At 58.9% G+C, this 21,269-nt stretch carries 11 protein-coding genes; 5 read left to right on the top strand and 6 right to left on the bottom strand.

All coding sequences use genetic code 11. From position 1 onward, the window contains the following. Window positions 1-103 precede the first annotated feature (103 nt). The 3 genes from ACMYUN_RS21075 to ACMYUN_RS21065 form a co-directional block, all read right to left on the bottom strand. Complete coding sequence (locus ACMYUN_RS21075; RefSeq protein ID WP_415761676.1) at window positions 104-3,352, bottom strand: hypothetical protein; 3,249 nt, start codon at window positions 3,350-3,352, stop codon at window positions 104-106. Window positions 3,353-3,540: 188 nt separating this feature from the next. Further along, entirely contained in the window at window positions 3,541-3,900 is a 360-nt protein-coding gene (locus ACMYUN_RS21070) for a PilZ domain-containing protein (RefSeq protein WP_415761675.1), read from the bottom strand. A gap of 229 nt (window positions 3,901-4,129) precedes the next feature. Next, the gene (locus ACMYUN_RS21065; protein ID WP_016773461.1) at window positions 4,130-4,516 is read right to left on the bottom strand and encodes a tetratricopeptide repeat protein; all 387 of its coding nucleotides are present in this window, start codon (window positions 4,514-4,516) and stop codon (window positions 4,130-4,132) included. Between the two features lie 172 nt (window positions 4,517-4,688). Here ACMYUN_RS21065 and pyk point away from each other — a divergent pair, with 172 nt between their 5' ends. Beyond that, window positions 4,689-6,140, top strand: a complete 1,452-nt coding sequence (gene pyk / locus ACMYUN_RS21060; protein WP_415761674.1) for a pyruvate kinase — start codon at window positions 4,689-4,691, stop codon at window positions 6,138-6,140. A 170-nt stretch (window positions 6,141-6,310) separates the two neighbouring features. On the opposite strand, the gene ACMYUN_RS21055 is transcribed toward pyk, so the two are convergent. Genes ACMYUN_RS21055 through ACMYUN_RS21045 form a run of 3 tightly spaced genes read right to left on the bottom strand, consistent with a single transcriptional unit; the run spans window position 6,311 to window position 9,118 of the window. Continuing rightward, window positions 6,311-7,054, bottom strand: coding sequence for an enoyl-CoA hydratase-related protein (locus tag ACMYUN_RS21055; RefSeq protein WP_415761673.1), 744 nt, complete (start codon window positions 7,052-7,054; stop codon window positions 6,311-6,313). Between the two features lie 29 nt (window positions 7,055-7,083). After that, on the bottom strand, window positions 7,084-8,019 hold the full coding sequence (locus tag ACMYUN_RS21050; protein ID WP_415761672.1) for an iron-sulfur-binding ferredoxin reductase: 936 nt from the start codon (window positions 8,017-8,019) through the stop codon (window positions 7,084-7,086). Continuing rightward, window positions 8,012-9,118, bottom strand: a complete 1,107-nt coding sequence (locus tag ACMYUN_RS21045) for a diguanylate cyclase domain-containing protein (RefSeq protein WP_415761670.1) — start codon at window positions 9,116-9,118, stop codon at window positions 8,012-8,014. Before ACMYUN_RS21045 ends, ACMYUN_RS21050 begins: the two co-directional genes overlap by 8 nt. Window positions 9,119-9,554: 436 nt before the next feature. On the opposite strand from ACMYUN_RS21045, the gene ACMYUN_RS21040 reads away from it, so the two are divergent. The 4 genes from ACMYUN_RS21040 (at window position 9,555) to ACMYUN_RS21025 (ending at window position 21,243) form a co-directional block, all read left to right on the top strand. After that, the gene (locus ACMYUN_RS21040) at window positions 9,555-11,078 is read left to right on the top strand and encodes a fumarate hydratase (protein WP_007916251.1); all 1,524 of its coding nucleotides are present in this window, start codon (window positions 9,555-9,557) and stop codon (window positions 11,076-11,078) included. 200 nt (window positions 11,079-11,278) lie between these two features. Next, entirely contained in the window at window positions 11,279-15,751 is a 4,473-nt protein-coding gene (locus ACMYUN_RS21035; protein WP_415761669.1) for a SpvB/TcaC N-terminal domain-containing protein, read from the top strand. Further along, window positions 15,748-18,477, top strand: a complete 2,730-nt coding sequence (locus tag ACMYUN_RS21030; RefSeq protein ID WP_415761668.1) for an RHS repeat domain-containing protein — start codon at window positions 15,748-15,750, stop codon at window positions 18,475-18,477. Before ACMYUN_RS21035 ends, ACMYUN_RS21030 begins: the two co-directional genes overlap by 4 nt. A 69-nt stretch (window positions 18,478-18,546) precedes the next feature. Next, window positions 18,547-21,243 (top strand): RHS repeat domain-containing protein, encoded by a 2,697-nt coding sequence (locus ACMYUN_RS21025; protein ID WP_415761667.1) that lies wholly within the window; start codon window positions 18,547-18,549, stop codon window positions 21,241-21,243. Window positions 21,244-21,269: the final 26 nt, after the last annotated feature.

Below are 21,269 nucleotides of genomic sequence, written 5' to 3'. Positions count from 1 at the left end.
CGCCAATTGTCCGGAGCGACGTCGGATTGACTGCAATTAAGCGCTCATGGCTGCCGATTGTCGCCTGTCAGAACTGACAGGTTTATCTACCGTTCATCGGCTTCTACCGACGCTGTTTCGCTGGCGCGTCTCCAGCGTCAACCTCGAAACGAGAACTCAGCACGCGCTCTGATACCGTTTCTCCTTCGTCATCAGTGAGCGTCTGGTGAAACCAGTACCAAGTGCCACCTGCCGGCAGCGATTGTCCTGACTGGCCCTGCCATTGCCCTCCGTCCACTGGAACGTGCTCGAGCCAGACCACCTCAGGATTGAACCAGCTCACCAGATGGCCGACGCCAGGGCGACCATGTCCTCGGAACCAAGGGTTGCGATCAACCTGGCGCCCCGGTTGCGGCGCCTCGATGACTGGCAGATAAGTGCCCACCGCCAGCTGCTGCAGGGTCGGCTCAGATTGAAACTCTGCGGATGAAGCAATCACCTGCAACGCGTGATTGCCGCCTGCAACACTCAGGTTCATCAGCATCGACCAGGTGCGATTGTCCGCAACCACGGCCTCTCCCCGGGCATCGCCCAGTGTCGCCAGTACTTTGTCGCCGGGTATGCCAAAACCGCACACCCACACTCGCCTTCCTACATGATCGTCGGCGGTTGGGGTCTCGATGGCGGGAGCATTCGGGACAACCCTGTAGCTTCGTATCGGGCTCTCTTCGGACCGGGTCCCCGCGAACGATTGCCGGGCCCACAGTTGATGGTGACCCGTCGACTGTTTCAACTCCGAGTACCAGGAGCCATCAGGCTGGACCTCGATATCGGTAGCCAGTTGCACGTTCGCATCCACGTCCCATATTTCAACCCAGGCGCCGCGCCAACCGGTGCCCTCAATCCTGCCATCGCGCGTCATCGTGCCGTCCTGCTTCGGAACGGTAATCTGCGGGGCGAGTAGCGCTACCGTGAAGGAACGCGGATCACTGGGCTCGGATTTCTGCTCCTCCAGCGTTTGCCGCGCATCAATGCTGTACCCACGCCGCGGCAGATCGGTCAGGCTGATCGACCAGGGGCCATCTGCGGTCAAGTCCAGTTGCCCCAGTACATTGCCATATTGCGCATCGCGCAATTGCATTGAGGCGCCGGCCATGCCGTTGCCGCCGGTCACAATCAGATCCGCTGCAACCACGGCACCTTCCAGCGGTGTGGCGATCTGCGGTTTCAGCATGTTCCGTCTGACGGTGAAGTCTTTTCTGACCGGGCCCGACTCCTGTTCGGCAGCAAACTGGGTGACGCTGATGGTGTAATTCCCAGGAGCAAAACCACCGGGTTTTTCGTACCGCCATTTATTCCCGTCTGTTTCAGCCACGTAGCGGCCTTCGCCGTTGAAGGCCAGGAGGACCTTTGCCCCCTGCCAGCAGGTGCCGGTAAATATTGGCGACTGGCCGTTTTCTTGTGGATCGTTCAGGCCTGGCGCCTGAGGCGGGATGGAAAACACATACTCGAGGTGCGCAGGCGAATCTACATCCCCAATGGATTGGTATATGAAGATTCGCTGATCTTTCGTCGGCCCCAGCTCCTTTGGAGTAGCGCTGGACCACCGCTCATTCCGCACAGCGGCATCAGGAGCAAATTCCGAGCCGTCAGGATATGTAAACCGGACAGTCGCACCTGGGTAGCCCTTGCCGCTGAACACCGGACGATAGGCAGGGGTATGAGTAACTTCGCTGACCTGTGGCAGCGAGTGTCTGACTTCAAATTGACAAGCATGCGAGTCGATCCAGTCACTGGCGTTATCGGCGATCTGCTGCACAACCTCGACTGAATAATTGCCCACTCCCCAGCCTGTTGCTGTTACGACCCAGGACCCATCTTTTTGCACGTTGACGATGGGAGGCGTGTTCGGTGGCGTGGTGCCAGGGAAACTTTTGACGATGAACCGGATCCGCGTCACGAGTTTCGGGTTGTAGTGGCCGGCGCCGGAGAACTGCACTGTCTGTGCGGCTGGAAATTCGTAGTGTGGTATTTCCAGCGCAGGAGGACGAATGCTAAAGGCGTGGGCCTTGAATGCCCCGGACGAGAGACCTTGGAGCGTTTGTTTCACGACAAGAGAGAGCGGACCCGGTGGCAAGCCTTTCAACTTGACGAGCCAATGAGTGTCTGTCAGCGCCTCACTTGTACCTAACCGGAAGTTGCTCAGATCCTCAAAAACTTCTACCTTGGCGCCGGGCAACCCATTATCGCCTTCAAGATCGAAAGCCGCGTCTTGCACAACTTCGGAATCAATGGCGGGAAAACCCAACATCCTCAAGGCTACTTCGTTTGAGTAAGTGCTGGAGTGACCGGCCGATACGTTTTTTGCTCTGACAAAAAAAACACCGGAGGGGACGAATATCCCTGACTTAAGGGGAAGCTCCCAGGTGTCCGTGTTGGAATTGTCGCTAATGGTCAACGGAACATTATTATTGCGCGCGTCCTGTACCGAAATTTCGGATTCCTTGTTACGAGTTCCCTTGAACACCAACTGAGAGTGATTCACCAAGGCATTTGCCGAGGGTGAGGTTATTGCACTGTGCACTGTTCGAATCGTGACGGAACTGGAGAGAATCGATCTCTCAGAACCTATATGCTGGATCGCATAAAAAGACGTAATGTCCGAGGGCAATGTAATAAACGCAGCCCATTTACCGCCCCCTGTCGCAATCGCGGTGCCCAACGCGACTGAATAAGGACCCCGCAACCCTGACAGATAGATAATACCGCCAGGCAGATGACCGTCGCCCTCAACATTGAAAGGCATACTGACCAGTTCATCTGTTTTCGGCGATGTTATGACAGGTGGCGGTGCGGGAATAATTTTTTGATTCCAGCCCTCCCCAGGCTTAACATCGTTATTAGTTCCGTCATAATCAACACGCATTTGCAGATAAACTTCTACACCATAGTCTCCAAGTGGCACGCTCAGGTGAATTACGTAATTATGCCACTGCGTGTCCTGGTTCATCTTGTCCGGTGAGTTTATGCGTTGATATCCACCCGCTTTGAGCGCCAAATCAATATTGGCGCGATACCAGTTACCATATCGGGTAGTCATTTTGTACATTAAGGTCCTTACATAAATCCACCCATTTTCAAACCTGTATTGACACTTCAGTTCGGTTGTCAATCCAGGCACGCGCGGGTGAGTCTGATGAAGGGTAGTGGTGACAGTGTTGGTCCAGAATACATCGGAATATTGTTTCCCCTCGGCCACACCTGCGAAGGAAGCCTTATCAGCGAGAGATTTGGCCGTTAAGCGGTTGGTGTGAGCTTGATTCTCGCTCTCCTGCTCATTCCCGCTCTTGGATTTTCCAATCTCGTCGTCCATTTCAGTGCTCCTGCGCAAGTAGGCAAACTTGCACTGAAGCTACGGGACTGCGGAATGAGCGACCACTGTCAATTCTGACAGTCAACAAGACCTTATTGGCATTAAAAACGTCCTGACAATAGCGAAACAATTATTCAACCGGCGGGCGCACGCTCGATACCTGGCTACCTGGACTCAGGGGAATCTAATCAAGCCGATGCCGGCAGCGGTTGAAAACTGAAGTAGCGCTGCAACGCCAACACCAGTTGGCCAAATTCCGCCGGCGCGCGGCGCAGGATGAAACCGGCGTCGTAATGCAACGGGGTGGCGTCTTCATGGCACCACACGCAGCAGGCGCTGAAATCGATCACTTGCTGGCTGCTATCGCGGGCGGGGACTTTGAGACGTAACTGGAAATCCACCCCAACCATCATCGGCAACTGGCTGATCAGCATCAGCCCGTCCGCCGACACATTGCCGAGAAAGCCGACAGGTTTGTCGGTGACGCTGTTGAAGACTCTGAGGTAATACGGCAATTGGTGCCGTTCGATCCGGCGGTCGGTAAACATGATGTGCTGTTCGCCATGCAGGGCTCCGCAAGGAGCCGCACCTGTGCTTCGGAACGAACCTGTGCGGCAGGCCCGCTCTCCCCGCTTCCGGTGTGACGCTCGCATAGCGCCGTCACCTTTACCACGGCCAGTCGCAGGTGTTGCGCCGCCGTCGAGACAAGGCTCGCAAGCGGTTTCCTTGACTATAGCGGAGCTTGTACAGAGGGCCAGATTTTGTACGACAACGCCGTCAGAAGCGTGTCGGCCGCACCACCGCAGCGGCGCTGCGTGTCGGGTAATGGCCCAGGCTCTGCAGGGTTTCCAGACGTGCGCGGGCGCGGTAGGCGTATTCGCTGTTCGGGTATGAGGCGATGATGAACTGGTAGGTCTGCACCGCGTCGATGTACAGCTTCTGCCGTTCCAGGCACTGGCCACGCATCATCGACACTTCCGGCCACACATACGGGCGGGCGCGGCTGGCGCGTTCGACCTTGGACAGCTCGAGCATGACCTGCTCGCAATTGCCACGTTCATAGGCGCTGTAGGCGTTGTTCAAATGATGGTTCATCGACCAACGGGTGCAACCGGTCGCGGCGAGGACGCTGAGGGCAAGGGCGGCAATGGGCAACAATCGCATGGGGGTTCTCCTGTCTTGTGCTCTGTATCGACCCCTGGTCGGAAATCTTCAGGCGCGCTGAGCGCAAAGTTGCCGCGTTCAATAAAGAAAACGATAAGTAGTGCATTCGAACAATGACTACACCCTTCGAGCATAGTAGCCTCTGCCTGCGCTTGAACTCAGGAGTCTTTGCATGTCCGTCCGTCGTACCAAAATCGTCGCTACCCTTGGCCCGGCCAGTAACTCGCCGGAAGTTCTCGAACAGTTGATTCTGGCTGGTCTGGACGTTGCCCGTCTGAACTTCTCCCACGGCACCCCCGACGAGCACAAGGCTCGCGCGAAACTGGTGCGTGACCTCGCTGCCAAGCACGGCCGCTTCGTCGCCCTGCTCGGCGACCTGCAAGGCCCTAAAATCCGTATCGCCAAATTCGCCAACAAGAAGATCGAGCTGAAGATCGGTGACAAGTTCACCTTCTCCACCAGCCATCCGTTGACCGAAGGCAACCAGCAGGTGGTCGGCATCGACTACCCGGATCTGGTCAAGGACTGCGGCCTAGGCGACGAGTTGCTGCTCGACGACGGCCGCGTGGTGATGCGTGTTGAAACCGCCACCGCCACCGAACTGCATTGCGTCGTGACCATCGGCGGCCCGCTGTCCGACCACAAAGGCATCAACCGTCGCGGTGGTGGTCTGACCGCGCCGGCCCTGACCGAAAAAGACAAGGCCGACATCAAGCTCGCCGCCGAAATGGAAGTCGACTACCTCGCGGTGTCCTTCCCGCGTGACGCCGCCGACATGGAATACGCCCGTCAACTGCGCGACGAGGCCGGCGGCACTGCCTGGCTGGTGGCGAAGATCGAACGCGCCGAAGCCGTGGCCGACGACGAAACCCTCGACGGCCTGATCAAGGCCTCCGATGCGGTGATGGTGGCCCGTGGCGACCTCGGTGTGGAAATCGGCGACGCCGAACTGGTGGGCATCCAGAAGAAAATCATTCTGCACGCACGTCGCCACAACAAGGCCGTGATCGTCGCGACGCAGATGATGGAGTCGATGATCCAGAATCCGATGCCGACGCGCGCCGAAGTGTCCGACGTGGCCAACGCCGTGCTCGACTACACCGACGCCGTCATGCTCTCGGCCGAATCCGCCGCCGGTCTGTACCCACTGGAAGCCGTACAGGCCATGGCGCGCATCTGCGTCGGCGCCGAGAAACACCCGACTGGCAAGACCTCCAGCCACCGTATCGGCAAGGAATTCAGCCGCTGCGACGAGAGCATTGCGCTGGCGACCATGTACACCGCCAACCACTTCCCGGGCGTCAAAGCGATCATCGCGCTGACTGAAAGCGGCTTCACCCCGCTGATCATGTCGCGTATCCGCTCCTCGGTGCCGATCTACGCGTTCACTCCGCACCGCGAAGCCCAGGCCCGCGCGGCGATGTTCCGTGGCGTCTACACCATCCCGTTCGACCCGGCCTCGCTGGAACCGCACGAAGTCAGCCAGAAAGCTATCGATGAGCTGACCAAGCGCGGCGTCGTGGAAAAAGGCGACTGGGTCATCCTGACCAAGGGCGACAGCTACCACACCACCGGTGGCACCAATGGCATGAAGATCCTGCATGTCGGCGACCCCCAGGTCTGAGTGACCGGCAGCTGAAACGCAAAAGCCCCGCCAGGTGAATGGCGGGGCTTTTTTTGCTTAGATTCAACAGATAATTTGTCTGGTAAGGCCCTTTCGCAAGCAGGCTCGCTCCCACATTTGAAATGCAATCTCCTGTGGGAGCGAGCCTGCTCGCGAAGGCGTCTCAAGATTCAGCGAAAAAACCCACTCAACGCCGCCACTGCCTCCGGCGAACGCAGGCGCTGGGTGAACAACGCGCCCTCCTCCTCGATCACCTTGCGCAACAACTCGCGATCCGGCGCTCGCATCAGGTGTTTGCTGATTTGCACTGCCTTGGCCGGCAATTCATCAAACCGCAGCGCCATTTCCCTTGCTTTGCTCAACGCAGCCGCGCCACTGTCCAGCACTTCGGTGGCAATCCCCCACTGCGCAGCCTGTTCACCGCTGAAGCTTTCACCCAGCAACAACAACTCTGCCGCTTTTGCCTGCCCAAGCAAACGCGGCAGGATCAGACTGGAGCCAAACTCCGGGCATAAACCAAGATTGACGAACGGCATACGCAAGCGCGCATCGCGGCTGACATAGACCAGATCGCAATGCAGCAACAGTGTCGTGCCAATCCCCACCGCGGCACCGGCCACGGCGGCGATCACCGGTTTGCGGCATTCGAGCAGATTGAGCATGAAGTGAAACACCGGACTGTCGAGATCGCTCGGCGGTTGCTCGATGAAATCGGCAATGTCATTGCCTGCCGTGAAGCACTCGGCGCTGCCAGTGATCAGCACGGCATTGATTTGCGGGTCGCTGTCGACCTGTTTCAATGCTTCGGCGAGGCGGCTGTACATAGCCCGGGTCAAGGCGTTTTTCTTGTCCGGGCGGTTGAAGCGCAGGGTCAGCACACCGCGTTCGCGTTCCAGCAGGATGGCTTCGGTCATGGCGTGTCTCGCGTCTGAGATATCAGCGCTCAACCACGGCTCACAAACACGTCGGCCAGCAGTTGATTGCGCGGCAATCCGGCCAGGTACAGACGCTTGGCGAAGGCGTCGACGCTGGTCGTCGAGCCGCAGACTAAGGCCAGGGTCTTCCGGGAAACAAGGCGCAGTTGCGCCAAAGCGGCGGCCGACTCGGCCGCTGTCCACAGCTCGACACTGAGGTTTTCCCGCTGCGCGGCCAGTGCGGCAAGGGGTTTGGCCAGATAGTGCTCGCGTTCGTCATGGGCCAGGTGAATGACGCGGATGGCGCCTTGGTGATCCTGGCGCAAGGCTTCACGAAGCACGCCGAACAGCGGGCCTAAACCGGTGCCGGCGGCCAGCAGCCAGAGCGGTCGGGCGTGCCAGTCCGCATCGTAATGCAAGGCACCGCCGCGCAGTTCGCCGAGACGGATCGCGTCGCCGATCTGCAGCTTGCGTGCGGCATCGATGAATTCGCCGGGCTGGCGGCAATCGAGGTGAAACTCGAGAAAGCGATCTTCTTGCGGCAGGCTTGCCAATGAATACGGACGGGCGACATGGCCGATCCACAACACCAGATGCTGGCCGGCGCTGTAACGCAGTGGCCGCTGCGGGACCAGACGCAGACGCAAAACGTTGTCGCTGAGCCAGTCCAGCGCCTCGACGACGGCCGGGCGACCGTCGGCAATGGGATCGAAGGTGTGCACCTGCAGATCTTCATTCACCTGACATTGGCAGGCCAGCCGCCAGCCTTGCAGGCGTTGCTCGGCGCTCAGCGCATCCGGACGATTATCCGTGGGTGCGCCTTGAACGCATTGCACCAGACAGGCATGGCAACTGCCGGCGCGGCAGCTGTAGGGCACGGCGACGCCGTTGTGGTTGAGCGCATCGAGCAGGTTGCTGCCCGCCGCGACCGTCCACTGCCGATCACCGACCCGCAATTCAGGCATCGACGTTCTCCCACGCGGCGGCACAGCGATTGCGCCCGTCGCGCTTGGCCCGGTACAGCGCCTGATCGGCACGCTGCAACGCCTCATCCAGATCATCGCCAACGGCCAACAGGGTCATGCCCGCCGACAGGCTCAGGTTGCGCACTTGCAGGCCCATCAATTCCACCTCGCTGAAGGCGATGCGCAAACGCTCGCAACACGCGGTCAGGCGTTCGGCGTCACAGTCAGGCACCAGCACAACGAATTCTTCGCCACCATAACGCGCCAGCACGTCACCGTCGCGCAGGCACGCTTGCGCCACCCCGGCAAACGCTTGCAATACCTGATCGCCGGCAGCGTGGCCGTGCAGGTCGTTGATGCGTTTGAAGTGGTCCAGATCGATCAGCGCCAGGCCGTGCATCACGTCGCTGTCCAGCGCGTTCAGCTCGCGCGAGGCAATGCGCAGGAAGTGTCGGCGATTGAACAGCCCGGTCAGCTCATCGGTGGCCACCAGATCTTCGAGCTGGCGCATCATCCCGCGCAGGGTGTCCTGATGCGCCTGCAAGGCAAAGCGGCGCTGGCGCTGACGTTGTCGGGAAACCTGGACAAAGCGTGCATAGAGCACCAGCCACGCCAGCACCATCGCCAGAATGCACACCTGCAACGCCGCGAGCGCAGGTTCGGCCAAGCGGAAGTGGTAAGCGTCCCACAGGGTAATGGCGCAGAAACTGAAAAACACCAGCAGCGCACAGCGGATGAACACGCGTCGGGTGAGATGGAACAGACCGAACAACAGGATCAGCACGTAGAACACCAGAAAAGCGCCGCGTGCCTCGTCGACATGGGCGATCAGCCACGTCTGCCAGCCCAGGCCCATCAGCACTTGCGCTTCGGTCAGGCTGGGGTCGGCGAAGCGCTGGTTGCGCCCGCTCCAGAACAGCCCGAAGAGGGTCGCCTGGCTGATGACCACCAGGGCGCTGCCGATGGCCACGCCACTGAGCGATTGCTGATAATGCCCGGTGAAAAACGCCAGCCACAGCAGCAGCAAAGCCAATCCGTAGGTGGCCGCAGCGAGGGCGAAGCGTTTGAGCAAAAGGCGTTGAATGGCGTTATGGGTCAATCGTTGACTCACCGTGCGATAGGAGGCTGACCGAGTGTCCTACTCTACAGACCGGATGCCACTTTAGAGGCCCGGTCGCTAAATGACCACCGATTTTCGGGCCGGGAAAATGACGTCAAAAGTGTGGCCCGCCTGGCCCAGACGGGCAGCTACAAGTCGCGAGCTTCAAGCGGCAAGCTCAAGCTGTCCGCGTATTGCCTTGACTTGCCGCTCAATGCTTGAAGCTTGCAGCTGGCGCAATGAATGACTGCTGGCACGTGTACGCCCAACCGAGCCGCGGTATACTGCCGCGCCTTTTTAGCGTCGCGCCACAAAGGGACAGCTACAAGCCGCAAGCCTGAAGCGGCAAGCTCAAGCTGTCCGCGTAATGCTTTAACTTGCCGCTCGAAGCTAAAAGCTTGTAGCTGCCCCATCGTGTTTTAGAGGAGCGCGACTCATGACCGTGATCAAGCAAGATGACCTGATTCAGAGCGTTGCCGACGCCCTGCAGTTCATTTCCTATTACCACCCCGTGGATTTCATCCAGGCGATGCACGAAGCCTACCTGCGCGAAGAATCGCCAGCGGCCCGTGATTCGATGGCGCAGATCCTGATCAACTCGCGCATGTGCGCCACCGGCCACCGTCCGATCTGCCAGGACACCGGTATCGTCACCGTGTTCGTCCGTGTCGGCATGGACGTGCGCTGGGACGGCGCCACCATGGGCCTGGACGACATGATCAACGAAGGCGTGCGTCGCGCCTACAACCTGCCGGAAAACGTCCTGCGTGCCTCGATCCTCGCCGACCCGGCGGGTGCGCGCAAGAACACCAAGGACAACACCCCGGCCGTGATTCACTACTCCATCGTCCCGGGCAACACCGTGGAAGTGGACGTGGCGGCCAAGGGCGGCGGTTCCGAGAACAAGTCGAAAATGGCCATGCTCAACCCGTCCGACTCGATCGTCGACTGGGTATTGAAGACCGTGCCGACCATGGGCGCCGGCTGGTGCCCGCCGGGGATGCTCGGCATCGGCATCGGCGGCACCGCCGAGAAAGCTGCGGTAATGGCCAAGGAAGTGTTGATGGAATCCATCGACATCCACGAGCTCAAGGCCCGTGGCCCGCAGAACCGCATCGAAGAAATGCGCCTGGAGCTGTTCGAGAAGGTCAACCAGTTGGGCATCGGCGCCCAGGGCCTCGGTGGCCTGACCACCGTGCTCGACGTGAAGATCATGGATTACCCGACCCACGCCGCTTCCCTGCCGGTGTGCATGATCCCCAACTGCGCCGCCACCCGTCACGCGCACTTCGTGCTCGACGGTTCCGGCCCGGCCTCGCTGGAAGCGCCACCGCTGGACGCCTACCCGGAAATCGTCTGGGAAGCCGGCCCGTCGGCACGTCGCGTCAACCTCGACACCCTGACCCCGGAAGACGTGCAGAGCTGGAAGCCGGGTGAAACCGTATTGCTTAACGGCAAGATGCTCACCGGTCGCGACGCTGCGCACAAGCGCATGGTCGAGATGCTCAACAAGGGTGAAACCCTGCCAGTCGACCTCAAGGGTCGCTTCATCTACTACGTCGGCCCGGTTGATCCGGTCGGTGACGAAGTGGTTGGCCCGGCGGGCCCGACCACCGCAACGCGGATGGACAAATTCACTCGTCAGATCCTCGAGCAGACCGGTCTGTTGGGCATGATCGGCAAATCCGAGCGCGGCCCGACCGCGATCGAAGCGATCAAGGACAACAAAGCCGTGTACCTGATGGCTGTCGGCGGCGCCGCCTACCTGGTTGCGCAAGCGATCAAGAAGTCCAAGGTGCTCGCATTTGCCGAGCTGGGCATGGAAGCGATCTACGAATTCGAGGTCAAGGACATGCCGGTCACCGTCGCGGTGGACAGCAAAGGCGAATCCGTACACATCACCGGCCCGGCGATCTGGCAACAGAAGATCAGCGAAAGTCTGGCGGTTGAAGTGCAGTAAGTTTTTCGCCACATCGAAACGGCCGGTGCATCTGCAAAGATGCCCGGCCGTTTTTTTTTTGGTTGATACCGATCGCGATAACCAACCCGCCAATGCACAGAAAATGATCTTGCGCACCTGTCAGATCTGACAGGTTCATTTTTCCACCATTCTTGCTAGCGTCATTCCATGAACGCCCACTTCCCGCGAATGGAATCGACATGCCCGATCAAGACCTGAGCATCACCGCTCCCTCCATCGCCAAAAGCTCGTCGATTGCGACTATCGGCAAGAGCTGGAGCGCGGTAGGTCCGACGGGCACAGCCGGGGTTGAACTGCCGATCCCGACCGCTGGCCGTGGCTATGACCCGCACATGCTCCTGTCATCCAGCAGCCAGAGTGGTAACAGCCCGTTTGGCCTTGGCTGGAATCTGGCCGGGCTGAGCCAGATCAGCCGACGTACCAACAAGGGCGTACCGCGCTACACCGAGCACGACGAAATCATCGGCCATGACGGCGAAGTATGGATGCCGGAGCTGGATGACGATGGCAACCTGAAGTCACGCAGCGAAACGACCTACCGCGACCGGCCCATTCCGGCGCATACGGTGGTGTCTTATCGGGCGCGGATCGAAAGTGATTTTTCCCTGCGCGAATGCTGGCATCCGGCCGACGGCGGAGCGCCCTTCTGGCTGGTGCACGGCGCCGATGGCACATTGCATGTCTACGGCAAAACCGCCGCTTCACGCCGCGCCGACCCCGCCGACCCTTTGCGCGTCAGCAGCTGGCTGCTGTGCGAAAGCATGAACGCGCATGGCGAACACATCTGCTACGAATACAAGGCAGACGATCAGCCGGACGAACAGGACGCGATTCACGATTACCGCGCCCAGCGTTATCTGCGACGGGTGTGTCATGGCAATGCCACGGCGAGCGACCGCCTTTACAGCTGGGACTTCGACAGGCCGACGGATTTGGCGTGGCATTTTCAACTGCTGTTCGATTATGGCGAGCGCAGCGACTCACTGACGCAGATCCCGACCTACGATGAAGAAACCCGGTGGCGGGTACGACAGGACCGGTTTTCAACCTATGGTCAGGGTTTTGAACTGGGCACACGCAGACTTTGCCAGCAGGTGCTGATGTTTCATCATTTCCCTAAGGGTCTGGCGACAGAAGCGAAGCTCGCACGTCGATTGCTGCTGGAATACCGGCCGATCCAGAACATCGCACAGTGGGCTTACAGCCAGATCAGCGCAGCGCACTATCAGGCCTTCGATACTGAAGGCAATGTCGAGCATTCACCGCCGGTAGAGTTCGAGTACGCCCCCTTCGAAATCAGCAAAACGCCTGCGCCCCTGCTGGAAAACCAGAACCAACCGGGCATCGAAGACGGCGGGTTTTACCAATGCGTCGATCTGTATGGCGAAGGGGTGCCGGGGTGTCTCTGCCGCTACGACAACGCCTGGTATTACCGTGAACCGCTGCGCGCGGCGCCCGGTACCGAGCTGATCGGATACGGCCCGTGGACCTTGCTGGACAGAATTCCGCTCGCGAATCGAAACCGCGCCGTGGCGCAACTGCTCGACCTGACCGGTGACGGGCGTCTGGACCTGATCATCGCACGGTTGGGTTACTGCGGGTTTCATGCGCTGAATGCGCAGCGGCAATTCGAACTGTTCAGCGCGTTCGACAAGTTTCCCAGAGAGCACCAGGATCTGTCTTTGACCATGGGGGATTTCAGCGGGGACGGGCTGATGTCAGCGGCGAGCATCAGCCCCGACCGCGTGCGCCTCTATGCCAGCCTGCGGGAAAAAGGCTTCGCCGCCGCACAGGAAATACCCCATGAATATGATGACGACCGTTTGCCGGTCTTCAGCAACTCGCCCACAGAGCTGGTGTTGCTGGGCAACCTGCTCGGCAGCGATATGCCGGAACTGTGCCGTATCCGCCATGACGAGGTCCGCTGCTGGCCGAATTTCGGCCACGGCAAATTCGGCAAAGGACGCAAGATCAGCGCCCTGCCCTTCACCTATGAAGAATTCGACGCTTCGCGAGTGCGCCTCGCCGACCTCGACGGTTCTGGCGCGCCGGCGCTGATCTATCTGAAATCCGACACATTCGAGATCTATCTCAACCGTGGCGGCAACGGTCTGGAGCAAATTCCTGTCAGCGTGCCGTGGCCGGAAGGGGTGCGTTACGACCGTTTGTGCCAGGTCAGCTTTGCCGATCTGCAGGGGCTGGGTTGCGCCAGCCTGATTCTGACGGTACCGCATATGAAGCCGAGGCACTGGCGCTACGATTTCGTTGCGAACAAACCTTATCTGTTGACCAGCAGCAATAACAATATGGGCTGCTGCTCCAGCGTGACTTATCGCAGCTCGGCACAGGAGTGGCTGGATGAAAAGGCCCGTGTCCTGACACTGGGGCGCGCCCCGGTGTGTCATTTGCCGTTTCCGCTGGCCGTGGTGAAAAAGCAGGAGCAGCACGATGAGATCACCAACGTCCGGTTGACCCAGTTATTTGAATGGCGAGAGGGATTTTACGACGGCAGGGAACGCGAATTTCGCGGTTTCGGCTACTTGCAACAACTCGACTGCGAAAGGGCCACGGAGCCTGCACAGCCTGGCTTCAGCGAGCCGGCGCAGACCCGCATCTGGTTTCACAACGGGCAAGACATGAATCGCCCACGCGACGATTACTTCAGCGCGGATGTGGACGCTTACCCACTGGGCGAAACCCTGTTCAGTCGTTACCACCCCAAAGGTGAAATCGATGAACCCATTACCCCGGAGGATGCCTATAGTCGCTATCGCATCGCCCAGGCACTGGTCGGCTCGGTGGCCCGTACGGAAACCTATGCCTACCAGGCCGATGCCCGGCCACCCGACGACCTCCAACTTTACTCGGTTCAAGAGACACGCTATCTGGTGCGCGAAGTGCAGCCGCAGGGGCAATATGCCGCGGCCGTTCTGCTGCCGCTGCAGGTGGAAACCATCAGTTATCAGTACGATGGTTTTATCAATGACCCGCTATGCCGCCACGATGTGACTCTGCGCTGGGACGCTTTTGCTGCCGTGACCCATGCACTCTCGGTGAGCTACGCGCGACGGCTGACGGCGGACAGTCCGCCACCCTTCACCGAGGACCACCTGAATCAATGGTGGTGCGACGCCCATGACGACGCGCAGCAATGGTTTTACATCAGTGAAACCCGTGCGCGCCTGATCAACCTGACCGGGCCGCAGCAGTGGCGATTGGGCCTGCCTTATCAGGAACGGAGCAATGCGCTGAAATTGCGCAAAGGTACCTTGCCCACAGGGCTGAACCCCGCTCAGGTGTCTTTCGAAACGCTGCGAGCGCATCAGGATTCAACACAGTGGAATAACGAACGGGTCCTGACGTCGCAATCTGTCCAGCGCTATGTGGATATAGAAGGCCTGGAGCTGGAGGACGGCGTCGCCGGTTTCGAAGCCTTGCGATTTTCTTTGGAGCTGGCGCTGCTGGACAAGACCGCGCTGGACGCTTACAGCATGGTGCCGGAGTTCGATATCACTAAAGCCCTGGAGGACATTGGCTACAAAGACATGCAGCCGATGTTCGAGGCAATGCCCAACGCAGACAAAAACCTCTGGTCGGCGCGGTTCAACTTCGCGCGATATGGCAACCTTCAGGCGTTCTACAAAGTCCTTGAGTTCAACGAAACGCAAAGCCATGGCGTGACCAAAGCCGAATACGATCAACACTACCTGACGGTCGTTCGCATGGAGCTGCCTGACGGTTGTATTACTCGCGTGGCGGAGTTCGATTACCACGCACTCAAACCCAAGCGACTCATTGACGCCAATGAAAATATCGAAGAAGTCATCTACGAACCGTCAGGTCAGCCGCTGGTCACCAGCTTCTACGGCACGGAAAACGGTAAAGACGCCGGATTCCATGAGCTGACCGGCTGGACAAAACCGGACACCAGTGCGGAATACGCCATCGAGAATCCATATTTAACCGTACAAAAAGCAGCGAGTACCCTGCACAAGAACCTGTTCAGCTGGATGGGCCGGATCCCCGCCTCCACCCTTCAAACCCGATCGATCAGGCAAGGCGACCTGTTGCCCGGCGGACACATACGCGCCAGCGCACGGCAGCGCCTGGCCGAAGGCAAAGACCTGACACCCGACGATCAACTGTTGCTCAACGCTATCGATGCTGCTTATCGCGAGCCCGTGCACACCGTGATGCTCAGCGCTGACCGCTACCCCGACGACCCCGACGTGCAGGTCCAGATTGTCAAAACCTGCGTCGACGGCTTCGGTCGTATTCTGCAAACCCTGCAAGAGGTTGACCCGGGGCTGGCCTACACCGTAGACGAAAACGGTGAGTTGCTTATCGAGGAGGGCGAGCAAATGGCGCAAAGGCGCTGGCGCATCAGCGAACGCGTCGAGTACAACAACAAGGGTTTGCCGATACGCCAGTACCGGCCGTTCTTCGCCAATACGCACCGGTACGTCAATCAATCAGTGCGCAAACTCGGACTGTTCGACCAACTGTTTTATGACGCGCTGGGGCGTCTGATCAAACTGATCAACGCCAAAGAAGACTTCGCCAGAACGACTTGCCATCCCTGGTTCACCATCAGCGAGGACTTCAACGACACTGCCGAAGAGGTGGTGCATTCGAGAGAGTCAGGCGCATGACCGCCTCGTTGCATTGGCGCACGCCGGCCCTGGCGGTGATTGACGGCCGAGGCTTGCCGATCCGTCAGGTCGCTTATTTGCGCTCGGCCGCAAATGGCGCAGCCAGCGCTATCGTGACCGCTCAGGAGCACGATGTGGCCGGGCGTCTGGTGCCGCAGCACGATCCGCGATTGCCGGTTGCCAACGCCACCACCGTCTACACGCTTAACGGCGATGCGCTATTCACCGACAGCGTTGATGGCGGATGGCGCCTGATATTGCCGGGGCTGGCCAGTGAACCACGACAGCGTTGGGGCGCACGCGGCCATCACTGGCAATCGACCTTCGACAATCAAATGCGCGTGGTCAGATTGCAGGTCACTGGAAACGGTGAGGACCAGACCGACACCTTCACCTATGCCGGTGGTGAGGTCAGCGCCAGCCACAACCTGCGCGGCCAGTTGATCGAGCAAACCGACAGTTCAGGGTCGCTGGGAATATCCAGCCATGCCCTCGTCGGCCCGTCATTGATCGAAACCCGCACATTTCATGACGACGCAGCATTCACCAGCCGGCAGGTATTCAGCCCGCTGGGCGCCCTGCTGGAGCAGATCGATGCCGGCGGACATCGCCGACAATTTTGCTATGGCCTTGCGGGACAGCTGCGGCGGGTGGATCTGTGGATCGATGGCCAAGTGCGCAAACCGGTATTGCTGGACACACACTACAACGCCAGTGACCAGATCATCGAGCAAGTGGCCGGCAACGGGGTACGCAGCCATTGGACCTACGACCGCGCCGATGGACGCTTGCGTACCCTGACCAGTCAGCCCCCGGAGAAGTCCCGCCTGCAGGACCTGGAATATTTCTACGACCGTGTCGGCAATGTCACCCGCATCGAGGATCACGCCTTCACGCCGTCGTGGTTCGCCAACCAGCGGGTCGACGGCCATCGCGAATTCGGCTACGACACGCTGTACCGCCTGATTCGCGCCACCGGCTACGACGATGCGCCGCCTTCGCAAATTCCTGGCTTGCCGGCTCCGAGCGATCCGAAAAACCGCCTCAATTACAGCCAGACCTACAGCTACGACAACGGCGGTAACCTGCTCAAGTTGACCCATGTACGTGAGGGCAACACCTATACGCGGCAAATGTTCGTCGATTCCCACAGCAATCGTGCTGCGCGCTGGAAACCGGGTGATGCGGATCCGGACTTCGACGCCTTGTTTGACCTTCACGGCAATCAGCGAAATCTCCAGCATGGGCCGGCGTTGCAGTGGAATGCCCGGGACGAGTTGCAAAGGGTAAACCTGCTTTCCCACGAAAACGGCGATAGCGACGCCGAGTACTATCGCTACAGCCAAGGTCAGCGGGTCTTCAAGTGTCACGAGTGGTTTACTCAAAACAGGCGACATTTCCATCAGGTCCGCTACCTGCCGGGCCTTGAAATTCGCAGCAAAGACAATGGCGAACAACTGCACATCGTCAGCGCGGGCGATGCACGTTGCCTGCATTGGGTAACAACGCCCCCCACTACTAATGACCAACTGCGCTACAGCCTGCAAGATCATCTGGGTTCGTGCGTGATGGAGCTGGATGAAGACGTGACAGTCACCAGCGAAGAAGGCTATTACCCGTTCGGCGAAACCGCCTGGATGAAGCCGGAATCGGAAACCGAGTACCGCTTCATTCGTTACTCCGGCAAGGAAATGGATGTCAGCGGTTTGTATTATTACGGCGCCCGCTATTACGCGCCGTGGCTGCAACGCTGGGTCAGCGCAGATCCGGCGGGGGATGTGGATGGACTCAATCTGTATGGTTTCGTCGGCAACAATCCGATCCTGTTCATCGATAACGACGGTAATAAAAAAGACATACCGCAAGATGTCAGGGAGGACATCGTGACCTACACGAAAGTCCTGGACAACTTGGGCAAGGAGTTACAAATGCTCAATCGTCAACTGAACGGAATGTTCAGCGCTGCCGACATTTCCAAACGCATGGCCATAAACACAACCTTCAACATCAGTAAAGGTGCTGCCACCACGGCAGCAGGAAAAGCAGGCAGTGCAATCGGGACGGCAATACTGCCCATAGGCGGGACAATAATCGGTGGGATTATCGCCTCAAAAGTCGCCGGCGCGGCAATGGACAAATTTGGCGAACTTACCACCGCTTCTACTCCTGTCCTGCCCGCTGTCGGAAAACTGAACCCGAACAGCATTCACAGCAACGCCACTACAGGCTTTTTTACCCCCCTGAAATATTTGAAAAAAACACTCAGATCATATGATCCGAGGACTTCCGAGGGACAAAACAAACTGATCGAAACAGCCACTGAGAAAACGCTCAGCCAAATTGCAGGGGTACCTGCTGCAAGCGACATGATGGCCATTGTTCACTCAGGGCTGGACACAGCGACAGCGCTGGCCGGTTTGAGAGATATCGAAATTGATGACCTCGAAACAGCGCTGGTTTCAATTACCGACATGCTTGAACAGGACCAGAGCGACATCAATGCAGCTTTCAGCGAAATCGGCGTCAACGAATTTTATGACCAAGGTGTAGCGGGCTCATTCGGTTTTGTCCTGGATCTTGCAAAAGGTAGCGTCGGAACCCAGGACTCCAACGCAATCAGTCGCAATCGGATCGAGAAGGAGATCGCCGTACGGATGGCTGAAGCAAGGCGCGGTATCGAGCTGCTTGGCAGATATCGCCAATATACCGGCCAAAAGGCGGCATAAAAAAGTTTGCATACTTTCTGGCACGTTTATCTTCGCTCTGCGGCTGGATAAATCCTGAGCACATTGGCCATGAACAGATCAACGCATTTCCATACCCCCAGTGTGCAGGTCAGAGATCCTCGGACGTTGATTGTCAGGCAGGTTGACTATCTGCGTGCAACGACGAGTGGAAAGGTTGAACGCCTGATCACCTGCCAGACTCATGACGCTGCCGCACGCCTGGTCGCGAAACGGGATCCGCGCTTATCTGAACCCAATCTCACCACCCTCTACTCGCTTAACGGCGATCCGTTGAAAATCGACAGTGTCGACAGTGGCTGGCGCCTGGTACTGCCGGGACTGGCCGGGGAGCCTCGGCAGCGCTGGGACGAGCGCGGCCACTGCTGGCAATCGACCTTTGACGAGCAACTGCGCGTGGTGCAGCTAGAGCTCACCGGAAACGGCGATAGTCAGCTCGATACTTTCACCTATGCCCCTGGCTCGGCTAAACCAGACTCCAACCTGCGCGGGCAGTTGATCCGACAGACAGATTCTTCAGGTTCGCTGGACATCACCAGTTATGCCCTCACCGGGCAACTGCTGGTGGAAAAGCGGACCTTTCATGATGACGCAGCGTTCACCAGCCATCAGGTGTTCAGCCCACTCGGCGCTGTGCTGGAACAGATCGATGCCGGCGGACACCGCAGAGCATCTCGTTACGGACTTGCCGGGCAGCTCAAACAAGTGGAGCTGGAGGTCAAGACGAAAGTCATGCAGGTGTTGCTGGACGTGCAGTACAACGCCAACGATCAGATCATCTCGCAGCTGGACGGTAACGAAGTGCTCAGCCAGTGGACGTATGACCCGGCAGATGGTCGCCTGCGCACACGGACAAGTCAGAAACCCGATCAGCCGAGGTTGCAGGATCTGGAATATTTCTACGACCGCGTCGGCAATATCACCCGGATCGAAGACCACGCCTTCGAGCCCGTCTGGTTCGCCAATCAGCGGGTCGACGGGCACCGTGAATTCAGCTACGACTCCTTGTACCGGTTGATCCGCGCCACCGGCCATGACGATGCCCTGCCCCCGGACATCCCCGGCCTGCCGCAACCGCCTGACGAACGAAACCGCCTCAACTACACCCAGACGTATACCTATGACGATGGCGGCAACCTGACCGAGTTGCGTCATCAGCGCGACGGCAATAGTCGTACCCGAACGCTGTGCATCGACGACAAAAGCAACCGCGGCGTGCGCTGGGAAACAGGCGACGAGCCGCCGGACTTCGGCGCCTGGTTCGACCCGCACGGCAATCAACGCAGGCTGCACCACGGTCCGTCATTGCACTGGAACGGCCGCGACGAGCTTGAACATATCGATCTGGTCCTGCGCAAAGACAGCGCCAACGACGCTGAACACTACCGATACAGCCAAGGCGTGCGGGTGTTCAAGCGTCACGAAACCTTCGCTCCCGGTGCCAATCACTTCCATCAGGTGCGTTATCTGCCCGGCCTGGAAATCCGCACCAGAGACAACGGCGAAGAACTGCATATCATCAGCCTCGGCAACGCGCGCTGTCTGCATTGGGTAACGACTCCACCTGTCGCCAACAACCAACTGCGCTACACCCTCCAGGACCATCTCGGCTCTTGCGTGATGGAGCTTGATGAAAAGGCTGACGTCACCAGCGCAGAGGGCTATTACCCGTTCGGCGAAACAGCATGGATGAAGCCGGAATCGGAAACCGTGTATCGCTTCATCCGTTACTCCGGCAAGGAGATGGATGTCAGCGGTCTGTATTACTACGGCGCCCGTTATTACGCGCCGTGGTTGCAGCGCTGGGTCAGCGCCGATCCGGCCGGGGATGTGGATGGGTTGAATCTCTATGCGATGGTGTCGAACAATCCGCTGCTCTATGTCGACACGTCAGGCTACTTGAAATCTATAGCAAACAGCCTGCGCGGACTGGTAGGCATGACGAAAAACGTCAGCGATTCGATCAGTCAACTGCATGAGTTCGCCACCAAGTTCGACGCACTCATCCCTGAAGGCGCAGCGATCGACGATGCGCGTGAAAACCTGACATTTGGAAAATTCATTTTTTCCCGCTATGGGCTGAGATCGATTTACAAAGGCGGCAGATTTGGCGCAACGGTCGGCACGCCAGTGGGTGGCGTTATCGGTGGTCTGCTCGGCTTGCCGGCTGGCGCGGCGGTCGGTGCACTGGGTGGCGGTTTTATAGGGGGCCTCGTGGGCGGCGTGATAGGCGCCATCGCCATTCCGGTCATGCGGTATTACTTTTTCAAAAAGGGTCTGAAGCTCACTGAAGTCATGCATACCGAAGAACTGAACGATGGCGCCCAAGCGATCAGCGACGCCGTGCAGTCCGGAGCAGACCTTGCGCAGAAGGTGATGGATGGAGCGAGCGATCTGGCGGATGACGCCAGCACACTGCTCAACGGTATCAAACGCTTCAACGAAACCCTCAGCAGCTATCCGCAACGTCTTCAGGACATGTTCTACAACCAGTTGGACGTGCTGTCTGGCGAAAAACAACGGGAAATCATGAAGCTGGTGAGGAGCGGTATTGATCCGTTCGAGGCGATCGACCAGGCATTGGAAACGGCAAAGCAGCTGGTTGAAGAGCCCAGCGAAGCCGACGGCGTAACCGACCGCTTGCAACAATTGGAACAGTCGATCGCTGCCGAACCGAGAACCAGGCCCGTTGCCAAACCGCGGTCGAACCTTGTGCATCGACGTCAGGTCCGGGAGACAGCTGTTTAGCAGACACGGCCGGCGTGTACAGCACG

Source organism: Pseudomonas sp. CP4 (assembly GCF_047758505.1).
Classification (GTDB): domain Bacteria; phylum Pseudomonadota; class Gammaproteobacteria; order Pseudomonadales; family Pseudomonadaceae; genus Aquipseudomonas; species Aquipseudomonas fluorescens_AO.
This window is presented reverse-complemented; position numbering and strand designations above follow the sequence as displayed.